The sequence below is a fragment of the Chryseobacterium sp. 2VB genome (assembly GCF_005503635.1).
In the GTDB taxonomy this organism is placed as follows: domain Bacteria; phylum Bacteroidota; class Bacteroidia; order Flavobacteriales; family Weeksellaceae; genus Chryseobacterium; species Chryseobacterium cupriresistens.
Window position 1 is genome coordinate 63,490 of record NZ_SCNC01000020.1, and the last position, 18,622, is coordinate 82,111.

Sequence of the window (18,622 nt, forward strand, 5' to 3'; positions counted from 1 at the left end):
ACAAATAATTTGTAAAATTCAAATATACGAACTTATCAACCAACATTTTTTGAAATGAGTCCAGATTGTTTGGCAAAGAAAAAAGTCTCTTTACATCTCAAAAATAAAACCTTATTAACTTATTGAAAAATTCAGTGTATTTGCCGATTACAGTTAATATTCATCATCAATACCATAATAAAATATTTAAAAAATTCTCCATTTTTTTCTAAAGACAGTGATATACTTCATTTATTTTTATTACTTTCGTTAAAACTAACCCATTAAAAATCAAATCAATGAGAAATCAAATCAGTCACATTGGAAAAAAATTAAACAAAAAAGAATTAAGAACGATCAAAGGAGGTCTTATTAACTGTATGGAACCTGTTTTATGTCCAACACCCTGTGAGCCATCTTCTGATCCATACGGATGTACAATCATTTCTCCTAAATGCGCACAAAAAGAGTGCAGACCTGAGTTATAACTAAAATATCATTTTAAACAAAAACTATGAAAAAGATTGAATTAAGCAAAGGTAAAAAGCTTGAAAAAAAACAATTAAAATTGATTCATGGAGGTATGTTAGATTGCATGGAGCCTATCCCATGTACGGAATTTCCTTGTGAAACCTATCCTCCGGATGATGTCCGAAACTGCACCAAGATCTCTATTGGCTGTGCACAAAAAATCTGCAGACCGCAACCTTAAAATAGAATCATTCACTCAACTCCAAAATTAAGCACTATGAAAAATCAAAATTTAGCTAAAGGAAAAAAATTAAACAAAAAACAATTAAGAGTTATTACCGGAGGAAAAGAAATGTGTCTTTTACCAGACCTTACCTGTAAGAAGTATTCCTTTACCTGCGCAGAACTACAATGCCAGCCCGGTATCGAATTTTAATCTCAAATAAAATCGCTCTCTAATCGGGAGCGATTTTTTATTATTAAATTACTAAATAACAGTGCCTCCAATATTCTTTAGCACCCATTTTCCTTTTGCATATTCTGCTACATAATCATTTGTAAAACTACTTCCTGATATAAAAATATAAAATGTATCAGGATTCTTATTGTTTCTTTGAATTTTGGAAATACCTTGATCTGTTACATCCGTCATTCTTGTGTAATAGGTCTGCCTGTTTTTATTTTCCGGAATGAACAAAACTCTAAGCCCGGGATTGATCCCCTGAAAATAATTACAATCAGTTTTATAAACCTGAAATGTATAATGCAGCTTTTTCATCTCCACAGTTCCATAGCCTGGCAGCAAAAGTTCGTAAAGCTGTGTGAATTTATTCTTTTCAGATATGAACATAGGATTCATATCTTCAAAATCATTGATGCCATCGCCATCTGTATCCTTATTTTGCGGATTCAGACCAATGCTTTTTTCAAAAATGTCATTATATCCGTCATGGTCAGAATCCTTCATCAAATCCTTTAGATTTATTTTAAACATTTTTCCGTCTTCCATTGCTGAATAATCGTCATAACCTGGAAGTCCTTCAACCTTTATAATTTTCACGAGACTTCCTTCCAACTGAAGGACTCCATCTTTTATAATCGGATTTTCCTGAACTTCATTTATATAGTAATGGCTGAAGCTCAGTCCAAGAAAATAAGCCTCAGGTATATCATGTTCGATTTTGAGTAACCAAAATCCCAGTCTGTTTCGACCTAATCCATACATTGTATCAGCTGTCTGCTGTGACGAATAAATCATAAACTGATCCGAAAACTTCTCCCTGAACACTTTGAATTCATTCTCCAGTCTTTTTTCCATTATTTTATACTTCTCAGATCCTGAGTAGGTATAAGACCCGATACTGTCTTTCTTAAAGCTTCTGTATTTTTTTAGATTTATTATATCAAGATAATCAGGCTTTTCATTTAATATTTGTTCTGTTGTAAAAGGCTTTTGTTCCTTATAACTTTCAAATACCTGGTCTCTGCGGTCTACAAAACAGTTTTCTTCTGCCGGTTTTGTGCATGAGAAAAAAAAATAAGGCTTGCGAAACAAAAAATTTTCATTGTTAAAGTTTAATACACAAATGCAAAAAACGCTCCCAAATACATGGAAGCGCTTTTTAATATAACTAACTTTAATACTTTTCTTATACGTTGAATCTAAAGTGCATGATGTCACCATCCTGTACAATATATTCTTTACCTTCTACAGAAAGTTTTCCGGCTTCTTTTACTTTTACTTCAGAACCGTAATTTACATAATCATTATACTTGATTACTTCTGCACGGATAAATCCTTTTTCAAAGTCTGTGTGGATTACTCCTGCAGCTTGAGGAGCAGTCCATCCCTGTCCGATAGTCCAGGCTCTTACTTCTTTTACTCCGGCTGTAAAGTACGTCTGAAGTTTTAAAAGATCATAAGCTTTTCTGATCAGACGGTTTACACCAGGTTCTGTAAGTCCCAGCTCATCAAGGAAAATCTCTCTTTCTTCGAAAGTTTCAAGTTCGTTGATATCAGCTTCAATCTGTGCCGCTAATACTACGACTTCAGCACCTTCGCCTTTAGCCATTTCTTCAATCTTGGCAATCCACTCATTTCCGTTTTTGATAGAGTTTTCGTCTACATTACAAACGTAAAGAACCGGCTTATTCGTCAACAACTGAACTTCTCCGATAATTGATTTTGTAAAGTCATCAGCAGCAAATTCTCTTGCATTTTTACCATCCTCAAGGAATTTCTGTAAATTCTGAAGTGTTTCGTAAGTAAGAATATCCTCTTTCTTCCCTGACTTGATGAATTTTTTAGCTTTTTCAACTGCTTTCCCCACTGTTTCAAGGTCTTTCAGCTGAAGTTCTATATCAATAATTTCTTTATCTCTTAACGGATCTACTGAACCTTCTACGTGAACAATATTTCCGTTGTCAAAACATCTTAAAACATGAATAATCGCTTCACACTCGCGGATATTAGCTAAGAACTGGTTTCCCAATCCTTCTCCTTTGCTGGCTCCTTTTACAAGACCTGCAATATCAACAATTTCAACTACAGCGGGTAAAACTCTTTCAGGTTTTACGATTTTCTCCAGTTCAAACAATCTCTGATCCGGTACAGAAACCGTTCCAAGGTTCGGTTCAATCGTACAGAAAGGATAGTTTGCTGATTGAGCTTTTGCGTTGCTCAGACAGTTAAAAAGAGTTGATTTACCTACATTCGGTAAGCCTACGATTCCACATTTCATATTGTAAAATTCAAAGTTTAAGGTTTAGGGTAACTCAAGGTTTCTCCAACTTTAAACATTGAACTCAGAACCTTGAATTACGAGTGTGCAAAGATAGTGATTTTTGAGGGAGTTTCATAATAAAAAAAATCTGCCAATATTCTGACAGATTTTTAAAAGGTCTGGTTTCACCAATTGTTTTAAGGATTGTCCCCTGTAGCATTCTGAGCCAGCGGCACATCATTCGGTGCTTCCTGCAAAGTTTTATCTAAAGTAAATAAAGATTCATCTGTTGCCCTGTCGCCGCCTGCAATTTTTAATTTATCAATTAAGTTCTGTGCTAATGTTTCTTCTTCAATCTGTTCCTGTACAAACCATTGCATAAAATTCCATGTAGCCCAGTCTTTTTCTTCAAGAGAAAGATCTACAATTCTGTAAATTGCGGTTGTATTGTCAACTTCATGCTTAAAGACACCATCAAAGCAGGCAGTAAGGCTTTCGGGATCTGCGGGAGGAGCAGGAATAGCGTCTACCTTTGGTTTTCCTCCTCTGTTTAAGATATATTCCATGAATTTGATGGAGTGGTTTCTTTCTTCCTGAGCATGGCGGTAAAGAAAATTGGCAATACCCTGATAACCTTTATCATCAGCCCAGATTCCATAGGATAAAAAAACGTGTGATGCATGAATTTCTTTGTTCATCTGATCACTTAATGCCTTTTCCATGTTGTCGGAAAGTCTTTTAGTATTCATAATGTTATATTTTGGTGATTATGGAATGAATCATGCAAAAACAGTTCCGATAGGATTATTATTCCGTATAAAAATTTCAAAACGCCTTTAAAATACAACTGAAATTCAGTAACTTAAATCAATAATTTATAGTTATTCTAAAATAAAACCGGTTCTGTCTGAGAACCGGTTTTTTAAATTTATGATTGAATTTAGAATGGATAGTATCCCAACTATTTAATCTTTCTTGCTGTATAATCACTCTCATTTCCTAATCTATCGATAGCTTTGATGGCAACGGCATTCAATTTTTTTCCGTCTTTAGATTTGGGAATATCTTTTGAAAGCGTATCCAATGTCAGAATTTCTGTTTGCCATACTCCGTTGTACTGAGTAAAAAGTACCCACAGGAAAACATCAGCGGCATTTTTTGTACTCCAGCTTGTCTGAGCAAAACTTCCGTTATCAGCAATAAACAAGGTTGGAGTCTGCAATGTAACCGCTTTAATCCATGGAGATTTCGGAACTAATGCTTTTTCATTGTATGGTCCGCTTTTCAAAGCAGGAAGCATATTTGGATTTTTGGTAAGCCCGGCAATACTCCAATGAATTTCTCCGGCATCATTTTTAAGGATATTTCTGGAAATTGCAATCTGGTTTTTGATTTCAGCCGGACGGTCTGATACTTTTATTTCAACAGTATTCAATCCCGGCCACAGGTGACGTTTCATTGTATTTTCAGACTGCCACCAGCTTAACAGGCCTTCGAAGCTTTGTCCTTTGGAATCTATAGGCCAGTAAAGCTGTGGTGAGAAATAATCTACCCAGCCTTTATTTAACCATAATTTAGCATCTGCATACAATTCGTCATATTGTGATGATCCTACAACTCCTGCCGGATATCCTGGTTTCCATATCCCGAACGGGCTGATTCCGAATCTTACATTATTTTTTTCTGCGTGAATCTCTTTATAGATACGCTCTACAAATTTATTCACGTTATCTCTTCTCCAATCTGCTCTGGATAAGGTTCCGCCACTGCTTACATAGGCATTCCAGCTTGCATTATCAGGAAAATCCGCACCTTTGTTGTAAGTGGCATAAGGATAGAAATAATCGTCGAAATGTACAGCATCAATATCGTATCTTTTTACAATATCTTTCACCACATTGGATACGTGGCCTTGTGTTTTCGGATTAGCAGGATCAAACCAATACATTCCGTTTTTTAGTCTAACCACAATATCAGACAGTTTATTGACCATTGAAAGCTTATTTACTGCGCCTCCGTTGGTATGATGTGCACGGTAAGGATTCAACCAGACATGCAGTTCCAGCCCTCTTTTATGAGCTTCTTCAATCCAGAACTGAAGCGGATCATAATTGGGATATGGTGCAGTTCCTGTTTCTCCGGTCAAAAAGTAAGACCATGGTTCGATATTACTTGTATAAAGTGCATCTGCGGAAGGTCTGATCTGGAAAATAGCAGCGTTGAAATTATTGTCTTTCAGCATATCAAGCATACTGATTGCTTCTGCTTTCTGCTGCTCTACCGTAAGATCATTTCTTGATGGCCAGTTGATATTGGCAACACTTGCAATCCATGCTCCACGGAATTCTCTTTTGATTTCGGGAAGATTGGTTCTGAAATTTTCTTCACCGGAAGTTCCTGTACCTGTAGCAGGTTTTACAGCTGTCGAATTTACTTTCGGAGGATTTGTATTGTTGATTGGTTTTGTCGGATTCTTCGCGGAAGGTGTTTTTACAACATTGTTCTGAACGGAACAGGAGGTAGCGTAAGATGCAAAAACGCCCAATAAAACGATAAGTTTTAATTTATTCATTCTCATAGTCACAAAACTACTTTAAAATTTATTTTTTTATTTCAGAGATTATTATGCCAAAATAAGCATTTAATGGGTAGGTATAGAAAAAAAGCCTCGAAAATCGAGGCTTTGATTTTATGTATAAGATTTTGATTATGCTTTTGCAGATCTTTCTACTCTTTTTCTTTCTTCTTCAGAAAGGATTTTCTTTCTCATTCTGATGAAGTTCGGAGTTACCTCAATCGCTTCATCACCCTGGATGTATTCCATACATTCTTCAAGTGAGAATAAGATTTTCGGAGCAACACCAGTATCTTTATCTTTTCCGGAAGCTCTCATGTTGTTCAACTGTTTTGCTTCTACGATGTTTACTACTAAGTCACCAGGTTTGTTTTGCTCACCTATGATCATTCCTGTATAGATTTCCTCACCCGGATCAACGAAGAACTTACCTCTATCCTGTAGTTTAGCAATAGAATATTCTGTAGCCGGACCTGTTGTTTTGCTGATCAAAACACCATTGTTTCTTCCAGGAATAGCACCTTTGAAAGGCTTATATTCTGTGAAACGGTGAGCCATAATAGCTTCACCAGCTGTAGCTGTCAACATCTGAGAACGTAATCCGATCAAACCTCTTGAAGGAATTTCGAATTCCATGTGCTGCATTTCACCTTTAGTTTCCATAATGTGAAGGTCACCTTTTCTCTGAGTTGCCAGGTCAATAACTCTTGAAGCAAATTCTTCAGGAACATCAACAACCAAAGATTCATAAGGCTCACATTTCTCACCATCAATTTCTCTGAAGATAACCTGCGGCTGACCGATAGTCATTTCATACCCTTCTCTTCTCATTGTTTCGATCAAAACTGATAAGTGAAGAATACCTCTACCGAATACAAGGAATGTATTAGCATCATCAGTCTGCTGAACTCTCAGTGCAAGGTTTTTCTCTAATTCTTTTGTTAATCTTTCTTTCAGGTGATTAGAAGTAACATATTTACCGTCTTTACCGAAGAAAGGTGAATTGTTGATAGAGAACGTCATATTCAGCGTAGGCTCATCAATTGCCGTTCTTTCCAATGGCTCAGGATTTTCAAGATCTACGAAAGAATCTCCGATCTGGAAGGCATCAAATCCTACTACAGCACAGATATCACCTGCCTGTACTTCAGTTACTTTTTTCTTTCCTAATCCTTCGAAAACGTAAAGTTCTTTTACTTTTCCTTTTACAATTTTACCATCTGCCTGAGCAAGACCAATCCATTGAGATTCTTTGATCTCACCTCTTGTCACTTTCCCGATTGCAATTCTTCCTAAGAAAGAAGAGAAGTCTAGAGAAGTGATCTGCATCTGAAGATTACCTTCTGTTACTTTCGGTTCAGGAACATATTGTAAAATACCATCCAATAATGGTAAGATATCTTCAGTCTGCTCTAATGAAGTGTTGAACCATCCTTGTTTTGAAGATCCATAGAATGTAGGGAAATCCAATTGCTCTTCTGTAGCATCAAGGTTGAAGAACAGGTCGAATACTTTATCATGAACTTCGTCAGGACGGCAGTTTGGTTTATCTACTTTATTGATAACCACTAATGGTCTTAATCCTAATTCCAAAGCTTTCTGAAGTACGAATCTTGTTTGCGGCATTGGTCCTTCGAACGCATCCACCAACAAAATAACCCCATCAGCCATTTTCAATACTCTTTCTACTTCTCCACCAAAATCGGCGTGACCAGGAGTATCGATTACGTTAATTTTTGTGTCTTTATAAGTAACAGAAATATTCTTGGATAAGATCGTGATCCCTCTTTCTCTTTCAAGATCGTTGTTATCCATAATTAACTCCCCACTCTCCTGATTTTCTCTGAAAATGTTGGTAGCGTGAATGATCTTGTCAACCAAAGTCGTCTTTCCGTGGTCAACGTGTGCGATAATCGCAATATTTCTAATGTTTTGCATAAAAGATTTTTACGGGTGCAAAAGTAGTGATTTTTAATGAAAAAATATTTAGTTATACAAATATTTAATATTTTGTTTAAAATACTTATTTACAAGACAATAAAAAAGAGTGCTCAAAAAAAACACTCTTCAGATTATTTATACACAAGCCTGTACTTCGCATGGATCTACTGCAGGCGGTTCTCCACATATAATGTCAAACTCTGCACAATTGCTGGAGAATCCGGTTCCCCATCCCCATCTTACAACGCATGTATCAGCATCTTTGCATCTTACCATTCCTTTGACGATTCCTCCCTGAACTGATTTCATTTCTGTTCTGGAAATTTTTTTAAGATTTTTCATGTTGTTCTTTATTTGTTATTAGCCTGATAAAGATAAAAAAAATAAATCATGACAACTATTTATTAAAAACATTTAACATTTTTAATATCAACGTCTTATCAATCTGTAAAACACAACCAGGTCAATCAAAACCACAAGCACAAATTTTACTAAAAAAGATTTTTTTGATGTTTTATGATTGAAAATCACCATTCCTGAAGCCGCTCCTAAAATTCCACCTAGAAGGGAGATTCCTAAAAGAGCATTTTCGGAGATTCTCCATTGATGTTTTTGGGCCTGCCATTTATCAAATCCAAAGATCCCAAATGTAATCAGGTTTATTATAAAAAGAAAAGGAATCATTCAAAAAATTAATTTGTGGCAAAAATAAAGCTTAATTTGTATATGGAAACAACTTTACAACCATGAATATATTTATAATTTTATCAGAATAAGATTTTATAAATTTGCGCTTCCTAAAAATAAAATCAATGACAGTACAGGATCTTGCAGGAAGCTACTCTATTGAAGGGAGTAATCAGGAAGAGTCTTCCCTACCCACATATCATGGTATATTAACCTTATCCATTGATGGGAACAACCGTATCATCGCGCAATGGATTATCGGCGACCATATACAAAATGGTACCGGATTCTATAAAAATCAGATTCTGGTAATCAACTTCAATTATGAAGGTGAAGATCATAAACTATATAAAGGTGTTGCTGTATATCGCTGTCTAAATAAGGATATACTTGATGGATTCTGGTCTGAAAAGCACGGTAATCCTCTCTATCTTGGAAGCGAATATTGTGTAAGAATTCAGAATTCAACGATTTTGAACTGATTTTTACAGTAAATAAAAAGAGCTGCCTTTAAAGACAGCCCGATTGTTATTAAAATTTAAATAACTTATTTTTTAGCTTTTACATCGATAGCAATCTCGATATCTTTGCTGATCATCCATTCTGCAGGGTCTGCTTCTGAAGTACCGAATTTGATTCCCCAATCTGCTCTGTTTACTGTAAATTTAGCCTGAATAGCCGCTGAGTTTTCAGTCACATCTACTTTAGCAGGGAAAGTAACATTCATTGTTTTTCCTGATAATGTAAGGTTTCCGCTTACTGTTTTATTTGCTCCTGCTACTGCATCTTTTGGTGCGTCCTTCAAATCTGTAACACTGGTAATTTTGAAATCTGAAGTAGGGTTTTTAGCTACATCAAAGAAATCAGGGTTTTTAAGGTGAGCTTCAAGGTCTGCCGGTTTTTTATCCTTCTCTGTTACTGAAGCCGGATCAACTTTGATAGAATTCATGTCAATAATAAAGTTTCCTGCAGCAACCTGACCTGCATCAACACTAATATCTCCTGATTTTACAGTAAGTGTTCCCCAACGAGGTGCCATACCTCCCTTGTGGAATGCTTTCCAGTTTACTACTGAAGCTGCTGTGTCTACTGCCAGTGTTTCACCTTTGCTTTCAGCTACTGTCTGTTCCTGAGATGTTGCTGCAGACTCCGCTGTTTTTCCTTTATCACATGATGCCAAAAGCAATCCTACTCCAACTAATGCTATTACGCTAATTTTTTTCATATTGAACTGTTTAAAAAAGTTTGAATTTTGTTGTTTTCGGGTACAAAAATAGAAAAACCTATTTGGAGAAGCCTTAACATACATCAAGAAAAAATGTTTTTACTTTTTTTATTGTCTGTAAGTATTATTTTTTCACCTTTTTTTCGCATTAATCATGTTAAACTGCACTTTAAATCCATTGTTATAATCACTTTTTATCCTGATCAACAACCATTTATATTTAATAGGAATAAAAACCAAGTTATATTATTTTATTTATGGGTAAAATATGTATTTTTATCTTTTGTAAAAACACAAATCTTTACATGAAATGTCAAAAAAACTAATACTTCTACTTGCTTTAAGCACTACACTATGCCTTAATGCCCAAACAAAAGCTGAACAGGCAATAAAAACATTTGAACAAAAATATCATCAGGAAAAAATACATCTGCTATTAGATAAAAACAGCTTTGTTGCAGGTGAAAATGTATGGTTTAAATCTTACGTATTTGATGGATACAATACATCAGCTATTTCTACTACACTATTTGTAGAACTCTATGACCGGAATAAAAAACTGATCAGTAAAAAACTGGTTCCTTTAATTGACGGAGAAGGAAGCGGAAGCATTTCTCTGCCCGCTTTTCTAAAGGAAGACGTTTATTACATCAGAGCTTACACAGCCTGGATGGCTAATTTTAATGAGGATTTCCAATTTATAAAACCTATTGCAATCTATAATCCTGCCTCACCTGAAAAATTAATACTCAATCCAGCATCCAGCTGGACCGCTTCAATACACCCCGAAAGCGGGCATCTTATAGACGGAATCAATACGAAACTGGCTGTACGTTTACAATCTGCAGGAACAGCTCCCCTCGATTGGGACGGATATGTAGTAGATTCTGAAAATCCTGATGTAAAAATTGTGACATTTAAGGGGTTTGATCAAAATGTAGGCCTATTCAGCCTTACTCCAAAAAGTGGTAAAAAATATCAGCTTGTCATTCAGGATAAGCAAGGTCAGAAACAAAATGTCGCCTTACCTGAAGTATCTTCATCAGGAATATATTTACGGGTAATCAACGATAAGGATTATGTAAAATATGCTTTACAGACAAAAAATACTTCTCAAGATTCCCAGTATTACAAAATCTTAGGAACGATAAACAACCAGCTTGTTTATAAGGCTCAGGTAAATAAAATTATCAACGAGACCGAATACTCTATTCCCAACAATCAGCTCGTCAATGGTATCTTGCAGCTCACTGTTTTTGACGATAAGGAGAATGTAATTGCCAGCAGGTTGTCTTTCGTACAGCCACAAATATTACAAATCAAACAACCACAATTACAATCTCTTTTATTCAGCAACTCCTCCCGTGGAAAAAATTCATTTGCTATTCCTAAAGATGCGGATTATTCCAACTATACTGTTTTGATAATTGACGCTAATACGAAAAGCACCGAAGAAGATCATAGCTTATTAAGTTCATTATGGCTAACCGGAGATATTACTTCAAATATAGCAAGCCCGGCTCAGTATTTTACAAAAAACCGCAATATAGAAGCACTGGATGCTCTTTTGATTTCAGAGAAATGGAAACGTTTTGACTGGAAATCAATTATTTCAGGCTATTTTCCAACAATCAAATATCAGCCTGAAAATTATCTTTCTTACAAAGGAAAAATAAATATTCAGGGGAAACCAGCTCCCGACACAGATTTAAATTTAATTTTTGATTCTGAATCAGGATCTAAGATTTTTCAAATCAAATCAGATCAAAGCGGATTCTTTATCCTCAACAATTTAATTTTTGAAGATTCAATGAAATTTTCATATAAGCTTAATTCAGAGTCTAAAGAGCCTGATCATAATTATTCTGTTTATTTCCAGCCGAATTTCGACTTTATTCCTTATCAAAAGAGCCTTCCCCTTACTTGTTGTCAGCTCACACAGCGCTCTAATGATGATCCGCCATCAGAAGAGATCACACGGTCATTTATAGCACTCAACACCCATAAAATGATCAATGAGAAAGTAACAAACATTGAAGAAATAAAGTTAAGGGGAGAAATAAGAAGCAAGACTAAAAAATTAAATAATGAATTGAGCAGCCCGCTGTTCAGAAGTGCCCGTGAGGAAGTTTTTGATTTTATTAATGATCCGAAAGCTGTTACCTCAACCGGCATTATGCAATGGCTGCAAGGGAGGGTTTCCAGTTTAAGGATCGATTCTAAAAACGGAACTTATATTCCATATCTGTATAATGAGCCAACCCAAATTTATCTAGATGAAATGCCTGTTTCACCGGGCCAGGTAAGCAATATGTCTTCCTCAGAGATTGCCCTGGTAAAGGTTATCAAAGGATTTTTTGCGGGAGCACCCGGAGGTGGCAACGGAGCCATAGCCATTTATACCCGCCGGGGCAGTTCCTCTGGCAAGACAATAGACAGAAACCAGCCATCACAATTAAGGCAAATCAGCCTCTCCGGATATGACAAAGAAGTTCCGTTCGAGAGTCCGGTGTATGACAATGAAGCTTTTAGAAAGATCTCACAAGACACCCGGAGCGTTCTCTACTGGAGCCCCAATCAGGAAGCTCAGACTCAGGAATCAACACCTGTACAGTTCTACAATAACGACGATGCAAAGAAATACAGAATCATTATCATGGGGTATGATAAAACTAATGAGACCCCGCTTTATTATAATGAAGTGCTACCTTAATTCATTTAAATTAATCATACTGTCCGATTATTATACAATGTAATCGGGCTTTTTTCTATCTGTATGTCATCTTTCTCATTCCAAAACCCTATTTTAGCTATCCGAAAACAGAACAATGACGACCGTAGAATTTATCCAGAGACATCTCAGCATTTCTGAAAAGAGCATCAACAATACTTTACAATTATTAGCAGAAGACTGCACCATTCCTTTTATTTCGCGTTACCGAAAAGATAAGACCGGAAACCTTGATGAAACACAGATTGAACAGATTTCAAAAATCAGCAAGCAGTTTGAGGACATTGTTAAAAGAAAAGAATCTATTGTAAAATCGATAGAAGAGCAGAATTCATTAACGCCTGAACTTCAGCAGAGAATAGAAGAAAACTTTGATATCCAGGAGCTGGAAGACCTTTACCTGCCTTTCAAAAAGCGTAAGAAAACCAAAGCAGATACAGCCAAGGAAAAAGGACTTGAACCTTTAGCCAGAATTATTATGAGTCAGAAAAGTAATAATCTTCATTTTCTGGCTTCAAAATATCTTAATAATGAAGTAAGTTCTGAAGAAGAAGCATTGCAGGGAGCAAGAGATATCATGGCAGAATGGATCAATGAAAATATGTATGTACGTAAAAATCTCCGCAGATTATTTCAGCGTAAGGCTGTTATCACTTCTAAAGTTGTAAAAGCCAAAAAAGATGAAGAAGATGCACAGAAATTCTCCCAATATTTTGAATGGGAAGAAAGTCTTGCCAGAACTCCTTCCCACAGGCTTCTGGCAATGTTGAGAGCAGAAGCTGAAGGTTTTGTAAAAACAAATGTAGCTGTAGATAAAGAAGAAGCAATCGGTTTTATTGAAAAAGCGGTCATTAAATCCAACAATGAAAGTTCGGACCAGATTGCACTGGCGATAAAAGACAGCTACAAAAGGCTTCTGGAACCTGCTATTTCAAATGAAACATTACAGGAAGCCAAAGAAAAAGCAGACAAAAAAGCAATTGAAATTTTCTCTGAGAATTTAAGCCAGCTGCTTCTTGCCCCACCTTTAGGAGAAAAAAGAATTCTGGCAATAGATCCCGGATACCGAAGCGGATGCAAAGTTGTGTGCCTGGATGAGAAGGGAGACTTACTGCATAACGAAACCCTCTACCCTCACGCTCCGCAGAATGAAAGCGGAATGGCGATGAAAAAAATCCGTTCTATGGTGAATGCCTATAATATTGAAGCTATTTCTATTGGTAACGGAACAGCAAGCCGCGAAACAGAATTTTTCATTAAAAAGATCGCTTTTGATAAGCCTTTGCAGGTTTTTGTAGTTTCTGAAGCCGGAGCATCCGTGTATTCTGCAAGTAAAATTGCAAGAGATGAGTTTCCTTCGTATGATGTAACAGTACGTGGAGCCGTTTCTATCGGAAGAAGACTTTCTGATCCGCTGGCTGAATTGGTAAAAATTGATGCCAAATCTATAGGAGTTGGGCAATATCAGCACGATGTGGACCAGACTCAACTTAAAAATGAGCTGGATTCTACTGTCATGAAATGTGTAAATTCTGTGGGAATTAATTTAAATACCGCCAGTAAGTCACTATTGAGTTATGTTTCCGGAATCGGAGAAAAAATGGCAGAAAACATTGTGAATTACCGTACTGAGAACGGAGCATTTGAAGACAGAAAACAGCTTAAAAAAGTTCCAAGACTTGGAGAAAAAGCCTTCCAGCAAGCTGCCGCTTTCGTGAGAATCACCAATGCCAAAAACCCATTGGATAACTCTGCAGTACACCCGGAAGCGTATGGAATTGTAGAGAAAATGGCAAAAGATTTGGGTATTAAAACCACTGAGCTGATTGCCAATAAAGAAAAAATAGCTCTGGTAAAACCTGAAAACTATACAACAGGAGAAATCGGAATTTTAGGCATTAAAGATATTTTAAAAGAACTTGAAAAGCCGGGACTGGATCCAAGAAAAGCAGCAAAAGTATTTGAATTCGATCCGAATGTTAAAAGCATCAAAGATTTAAAAGCAGGAATGATTCTTCCGGGAATTGTCAATAATATTACCGCTTTTGGGTGTTTCGTAGATCTAGGAATCAAAGAAAGCGGGCTGGTTCATATTTCCCAGCTTAAAGATGGCTTTGTATCAGATGTCAATGAAGTGGTAAAACTTCATCAGCATGTTCGTGTAAAGGTAACGGAAGTAGATGAAGCAAGAAAAAGAGTGCAGCTGAGCATGATTTTGTAATCTTTAACCGTTATGTATTTAAATTAAACCAACAATTATCATTTTGAAAACAAAGAATTTAATCTTCGATCTGGATGGAACATTATGGGATTCCAGAGCTACGATTATCAAAATATGGAATAAAGTATTGGGTAAGCATCAGTTGATCCAAAAAGAACTGAAGCCTGAAGACATGGATCAGTATATGGGATTATTAGCTCATGATATTGTAAAAGATATTATTCCCGGCATTTCAGACCTGCAGGCTCAGAAACTTCTTTCTGAAATTGTAGGCGAAGAAAATAAAATGCTTCACTTAGAAGGTGGAATTTTATATGATGGTGTGGAAGAGACTTTAAAGAATCTGGCTAACAACTATTCCCTTTTCATTGTAAGCAACTGTCAGGATGGCTATATTGAATCTTTTTTAGATTATTATCAATTCAGTGATCTGTTTGTAGATTTTGAGTCTCACGGGCGGACCAAAAAAAACAAATCTGAAAACATACAGCTTCTTATGGAAAGAAATTATTTATCTGCTGAAGACACCCTATATATTGGAGATACTCAAACTGATTATGATTCTGCAACATCCAATGGGTTACCATTTATTTTTTGCAAATATGGATTTGGAAAGTTAACCAACCCTCTGTACGAGCCAGCGATTCTTTCCTTTTCACAAGTAGGACTCCGCGTTACCGATATAACCAAATAAAGGCGGTCTCTCAAGACAGTCTTTATTTTTTACAAAAAATACACTTACAAGTGCGCGTACAATGCGATTGAATTATTATTTGGAATTTAAATTTTGCAAGAAAAAATAAAGATCTACATCGGATGGAATATTTAATTTTTTCCGTAATCTATTTTTCTTTGTTTGTACCGATCTGTGCTGCATAAAGCCATATTGTGCAATTTCCTTAGAGGAAAAGCCCAGCTGTATCATTGCACAGAAAGAAAGCTCATTTGCTGAAAGCTTTGGATTAATCTCAAAAAGCTTTTCAATCAGCTCAGGATAAGCACTTTGATATTCATTAAAAAACAAAGGATCATTTTTCTTTGCTAAAAACACCAGCCTTTCATCATTAGCAGACATTTTTTTCATCAGAGATTCCGTCTCTAATTCTTTCTCCTCTATTATTTTACGCTTTTTAGTAATTCTTTTCTGATAAACCCAATATACAAGTACAATAACACCCAATAATACAAAAACGGTTACATTATATATGATGGTTGAATGCTTTTTTTCAATATCATTTTTCTCCTTTTCCTGAATCATTTTATCAAGAGAAGTATTGATTGATTCATCCCATACCTTTTCCAGACTATCGTTTAATTTAGCATATTTTTCCAGATAATCTTTCTCTTTTGAGCTATTGTTCAGTTTTTTATAGGTCTTGGCAATAGCTTGATACAATACAGGAACCGGATAGATTCTTTGGGTTTTTTTGAGTATTTCTACCGATTTAATATAATAATCTAATGCCTGACTATAATCCTGTTTTTCAAATAAAAAATTCCCATAATAAAAATAAGTAATCGCCCTCTGGGAATCCCAGTAATCTTTTTTTTCTAAAAGAGAAAAAGCCCTGCTAAAATACACCTATGCAGAATCCTCATTTTTACCAAAAAGCAGGTAGTGATTAGCAATCGTGGAATTGATAACCGGTGTTGGTTTTACATCTAAAGCTTTGTGTAGATAGATTAACGAAGAATCAACCGAATTTGTTTCCCTTAAAAAGTCGGCTCTGTTTGCATAAACAACAGATAAAATCTCCTGATCATGCTTATCCTTTATTTGTTTACCATAATAAATTGATCTGGAATTATACTTAATGGCTTTTTTATAAAGACCTATTACAAAATTAGCCTGACCATACTCCTGATATAGTCTTGTATACAGGTAGTAATCTTCCATCCCTTCAAGGTCCTCTTCAGCCAACTGAAGGTATTTGAAGGCTTTTTCATACATCCCGACGGTCGCATACATATTACCCAGATTAATATATGAAAGTACTACTCCTTTTTTATAATCCTGTTTTATACTGATATTGTAAAACTTCGTATTAAGGTCAATTAATTCTTTCTTTCTGCCACTTACTCTTAAATTCTCATTTACTTTGATCAACATACTATCTATATATTGAGGAGTGTATGTCTGAGAATAGAATAACTTAGAAAACAAAAAGTATATCAGCGTGCTTAGCAATATTTTCGAAAATTGGTTCAGCTTTAATGTTTGCATAGTAAATTAAATAATAATGAGTTTCTAGAGTGAAAAAGCAACATCAGGTTCTAACACATAAAAACTACCTAACAAGATATTAATAATAACTATTTTAACCAAATTACAACACATAATTTAGTTTCCATAAAATTAAATAAAAAAACATATAGTTATAAAATTTTTACTAATTTTAGTTAAATTTAAAAACATATCATGATTATATTCACTATTTGTTGATTAATTAAAACGCATAAACAATCAGTTTTAATAAATTTTAAATCATCAGAAAATTAATTTATCAATAAGTTTATTGAGGTAGTATAATCAATTGATAAAATTCCATTTTTGCATTAGATTTTCATGCCCCGGATGCCATTATAGCAGCAAACTGTAAATTGATGTACTTTTGATGTATATAAAATTTTGCTTTAATCATATGCCAGATCTAGCTTTGCAACAGTAAAATTTATTTATACAATCTGATATAAAGCACAAAAGAAATAGTGAATTGAGAATTTAACTAATGTTTTCACACAAACAAAAACATTTATTGTAAAACTTTCAGTTCTCAATATTTAATAACAAAATCAGTTTTCATTTTTATAGATATCTATAATACTGATCAAAGTTGCTACTCCCGTTTTACGGGAGTTTTTTGATCCTACACCATAGATTGATGTATCTGTGATGTAGAACCATTTGATTACAGAAAAAGAATGAATGCTAAATTTGAACAAATGATAAAAAAAATGTTTATCCCTATTATTTTCTCTTCTCAGGTAGGAATTTATATCACCTGTACAGAGCATAGTGAAAATACTCACTATAATCCAAACCATATTTGTCATCCAACCAACGATAAGTAAGTCCTCAGACTTAATTATTCTTTGCGAAAATAAATTTTAATTATATAATATCGTTTATTTTGAATTTTAAAAAAATACATATTGGCAGTACTATTAAAGCTAAATTTCTGGAAGAAGATTTGGACATGCAGAGAGCATGCAGCTTCATGAAATGTACTGAATCTGAAATTGAACAAATGTTCCTTGAACAAGATCTGACAACCGATAAATTATTGAGGTGGAGCAAATTGCTGGAATATGATTTTTTCCGGGCCTACTCACAGCATCTGATACTTTTTTCTCCTCCTAAAAAGGAAGCTTCCCTTAAAACTTCCGATAAAAAAACATCTTCACTTCCTGCATTTAGGAAAAATATCTATACCAAGGAAATTATAGAATTTATCCTTGAACAAATTGAAACAGGGAAAAAAACAAAGCTGGAAATAATAAATGATTATAAAATTCCAAAAACTACACTATATAAGTGGATAGCAAAGTATACGGATAAAAACAAGTAGATCAACTTAATTTTTGTAAAGTCATACTGTCACTTTAATGCCAATTTATCATGTTACGCCTATGCAATAAATTGTCAAAAAAAAAGTTACGGATGAAAAATAAATAAAAAAAACAGACTAAAATCAGTCTTTTTTTTAGTAAAATATAGAAATTAAGAAACTGCACCCTACTTTAATCGTTTTACGGACATTTGAGTAACAGGACCAGATCCTGTGGCACCTGAGCTTAAATATTTAATAGTTACATTGTCTGTACTATTAGTTATCTTCAATGAATAAGTATGACTAACCAACACATAGGTATAGAAGTAAACAAATTATAGAATAGAGGTATTAATTCCAACTTGGGAATAATAGCATGAGGAACAAAAAATACTGGTAATAAGTTGTAAAGTATCAATAGATCCGCTACAAAAATGACTTAAATTTATGGTGTAAAGTTGAAAATCTTTATCCATGAATAAACAACAACAGCAAATAAAAGCTCGTAAAGATTGGCT

General features: G+C 34.9%; 18 protein-coding genes. 8 read left to right on the top strand and 10 right to left on the bottom strand.

Annotation, left to right across the window (positions count from 1 at the left end; genetic code table 11):
• Positions 1-278: 278 nt before the first annotated feature.
• Genes FFS26_RS17020 through FFS26_RS22590 form a run of 3 tightly spaced genes read left to right on the top strand, consistent with a single transcriptional unit; the run spans position 279 to position 886 of the window.
• On the top strand, positions 279-467 hold the full coding sequence (locus FFS26_RS17020; RefSeq protein WP_110010992.1) for a hypothetical protein: 189 nt from the start codon (positions 279-281) through the stop codon (positions 465-467).
• 26 nt (positions 468-493) lie between these two features.
• A complete protein-coding gene (locus tag FFS26_RS17025) occupies positions 494-691 on the top strand; it encodes a hypothetical protein (protein ID WP_110010993.1) in 198 nt (65 codons plus the stop codon).
• Positions 692-727: 36 nt separating this feature from the next.
• Positions 728-886, top strand: a complete 159-nt coding sequence (locus FFS26_RS22590; RefSeq protein WP_171006340.1) for a hypothetical protein — start codon at positions 728-730, stop codon at positions 884-886.
• 51 nt (positions 887-937) lie between these two features.
• Here the strand turns inward: FFS26_RS22590 and FFS26_RS17030 are convergent, their stop codons facing one another.
• From FFS26_RS17030 to FFS26_RS17060, 7 genes are all read right to left on the bottom strand, one after another.
• Positions 938-2,005 (bottom strand): hypothetical protein, encoded by a 1,068-nt coding sequence (locus FFS26_RS17030; RefSeq protein ID WP_137905637.1) that lies wholly within the window; start codon positions 2,003-2,005, stop codon positions 938-940.
• A gap of 94 nt (positions 2,006-2,099) precedes the next feature.
• A complete protein-coding gene (ychF, locus tag FFS26_RS17035; RefSeq protein WP_110010994.1) occupies positions 2,100-3,191 on the bottom strand; it encodes a redox-regulated ATPase YchF in 1,092 nt (363 codons plus the stop codon).
• A 179-nt stretch (positions 3,192-3,370) separates the two neighbouring features.
• Positions 3,371-3,922: a ferritin gene (locus FFS26_RS17040; RefSeq protein WP_110010995.1), complete on the bottom strand. Its 552-nt coding sequence runs from the start codon at positions 3,920-3,922 to the stop codon at positions 3,371-3,373.
• Between the two features lie 212 nt (positions 3,923-4,134).
• Entirely contained in the window at positions 4,135-5,751 is a 1,617-nt protein-coding gene (locus tag FFS26_RS17045) for a glycoside hydrolase family 10 protein (RefSeq protein WP_137905638.1), read from the bottom strand.
• 129 nt (positions 5,752-5,880) lie between these two features.
• Positions 5,881-7,686: a translational GTPase TypA gene (gene typA, locus FFS26_RS17050; RefSeq protein WP_062675162.1), complete on the bottom strand. Its 1,806-nt coding sequence runs from the start codon at positions 7,684-7,686 to the stop codon at positions 5,881-5,883.
• A 138-nt stretch (positions 7,687-7,824) separates the two neighbouring features.
• Positions 7,825-8,031, bottom strand: coding sequence for a bacteriocin-like protein (locus tag FFS26_RS17055; RefSeq protein WP_137905639.1), 207 nt, complete (start codon positions 8,029-8,031; stop codon positions 7,825-7,827).
• An 87-nt stretch (positions 8,032-8,118) separates the two neighbouring features.
• Positions 8,119-8,373: a DUF1294 domain-containing protein gene (locus tag FFS26_RS17060; protein WP_110010998.1), complete on the bottom strand. Its 255-nt coding sequence runs from the start codon at positions 8,371-8,373 to the stop codon at positions 8,119-8,121.
• 128 nt (positions 8,374-8,501) lie between these two features.
• Here FFS26_RS17060 and FFS26_RS17065 point away from each other — a divergent pair, with 128 nt between their 5' ends.
• Positions 8,502-8,858, top strand: a complete 357-nt coding sequence (locus FFS26_RS17065) for a hypothetical protein (protein ID WP_110010999.1) — start codon at positions 8,502-8,504, stop codon at positions 8,856-8,858.
• Between the two features lie 65 nt (positions 8,859-8,923).
• On the opposite strand, the gene FFS26_RS17070 is transcribed toward FFS26_RS17065, so the two are convergent.
• Positions 8,924-9,601 (bottom strand): YceI family protein, encoded by a 678-nt coding sequence (locus FFS26_RS17070; protein ID WP_110011000.1) that lies wholly within the window; start codon positions 9,599-9,601, stop codon positions 8,924-8,926.
• Positions 9,602-9,911: 310 nt separating this feature from the next.
• Between FFS26_RS17070 and FFS26_RS17075 the strand changes: the two genes are divergently transcribed.
• The 3 genes from FFS26_RS17075 (at position 9,912) to FFS26_RS17085 (ending at position 15,247) form a co-directional block, all read left to right on the top strand.
• A complete protein-coding gene (locus FFS26_RS17075) occupies positions 9,912-12,314 on the top strand; it encodes a hypothetical protein (RefSeq protein WP_110011002.1) in 2,403 nt (800 codons plus the stop codon).
• Positions 12,315-12,429: 115 nt separating this feature from the next.
• Complete coding sequence (locus FFS26_RS17080; protein WP_110011003.1) at positions 12,430-14,553, top strand: Tex family protein; 2,124 nt, start codon at positions 12,430-12,432, stop codon at positions 14,551-14,553.
• 43 nt (positions 14,554-14,596) lie between these two features.
• Positions 14,597-15,247, top strand: a complete 651-nt coding sequence (locus FFS26_RS17085) for an HAD family hydrolase (RefSeq protein WP_171006341.1) — start codon at positions 14,597-14,599, stop codon at positions 15,245-15,247.
• A 75-nt stretch (positions 15,248-15,322) separates the two neighbouring features.
• Here the strand turns inward: FFS26_RS17085 and FFS26_RS22805 are convergent, their stop codons facing one another.
• Both FFS26_RS22805 and FFS26_RS17095 read right to left on the bottom strand, forming a co-directional pair.
• Complete coding sequence (locus FFS26_RS22805; protein ID WP_228449451.1) at positions 15,323-16,135, bottom strand: LuxR C-terminal-related transcriptional regulator; 813 nt, start codon at positions 16,133-16,135, stop codon at positions 15,323-15,325.
• The gene (locus FFS26_RS17095; protein WP_171006342.1) at positions 16,136-16,663 is read right to left on the bottom strand and encodes a hypothetical protein; all 528 of its coding nucleotides are present in this window, start codon (positions 16,661-16,663) and stop codon (positions 16,136-16,138) included.
• A 1,021-nt stretch (positions 16,664-17,684) separates the two neighbouring features.
• Between FFS26_RS17095 and FFS26_RS17100 the strand changes: the two genes are divergently transcribed.
• Positions 17,685-18,122, top strand: a complete 438-nt coding sequence (locus FFS26_RS17100; protein WP_110011007.1) for a transposase — start codon at positions 17,685-17,687, stop codon at positions 18,120-18,122.
• Positions 18,123-18,622: the final 500 nt, after the last annotated feature.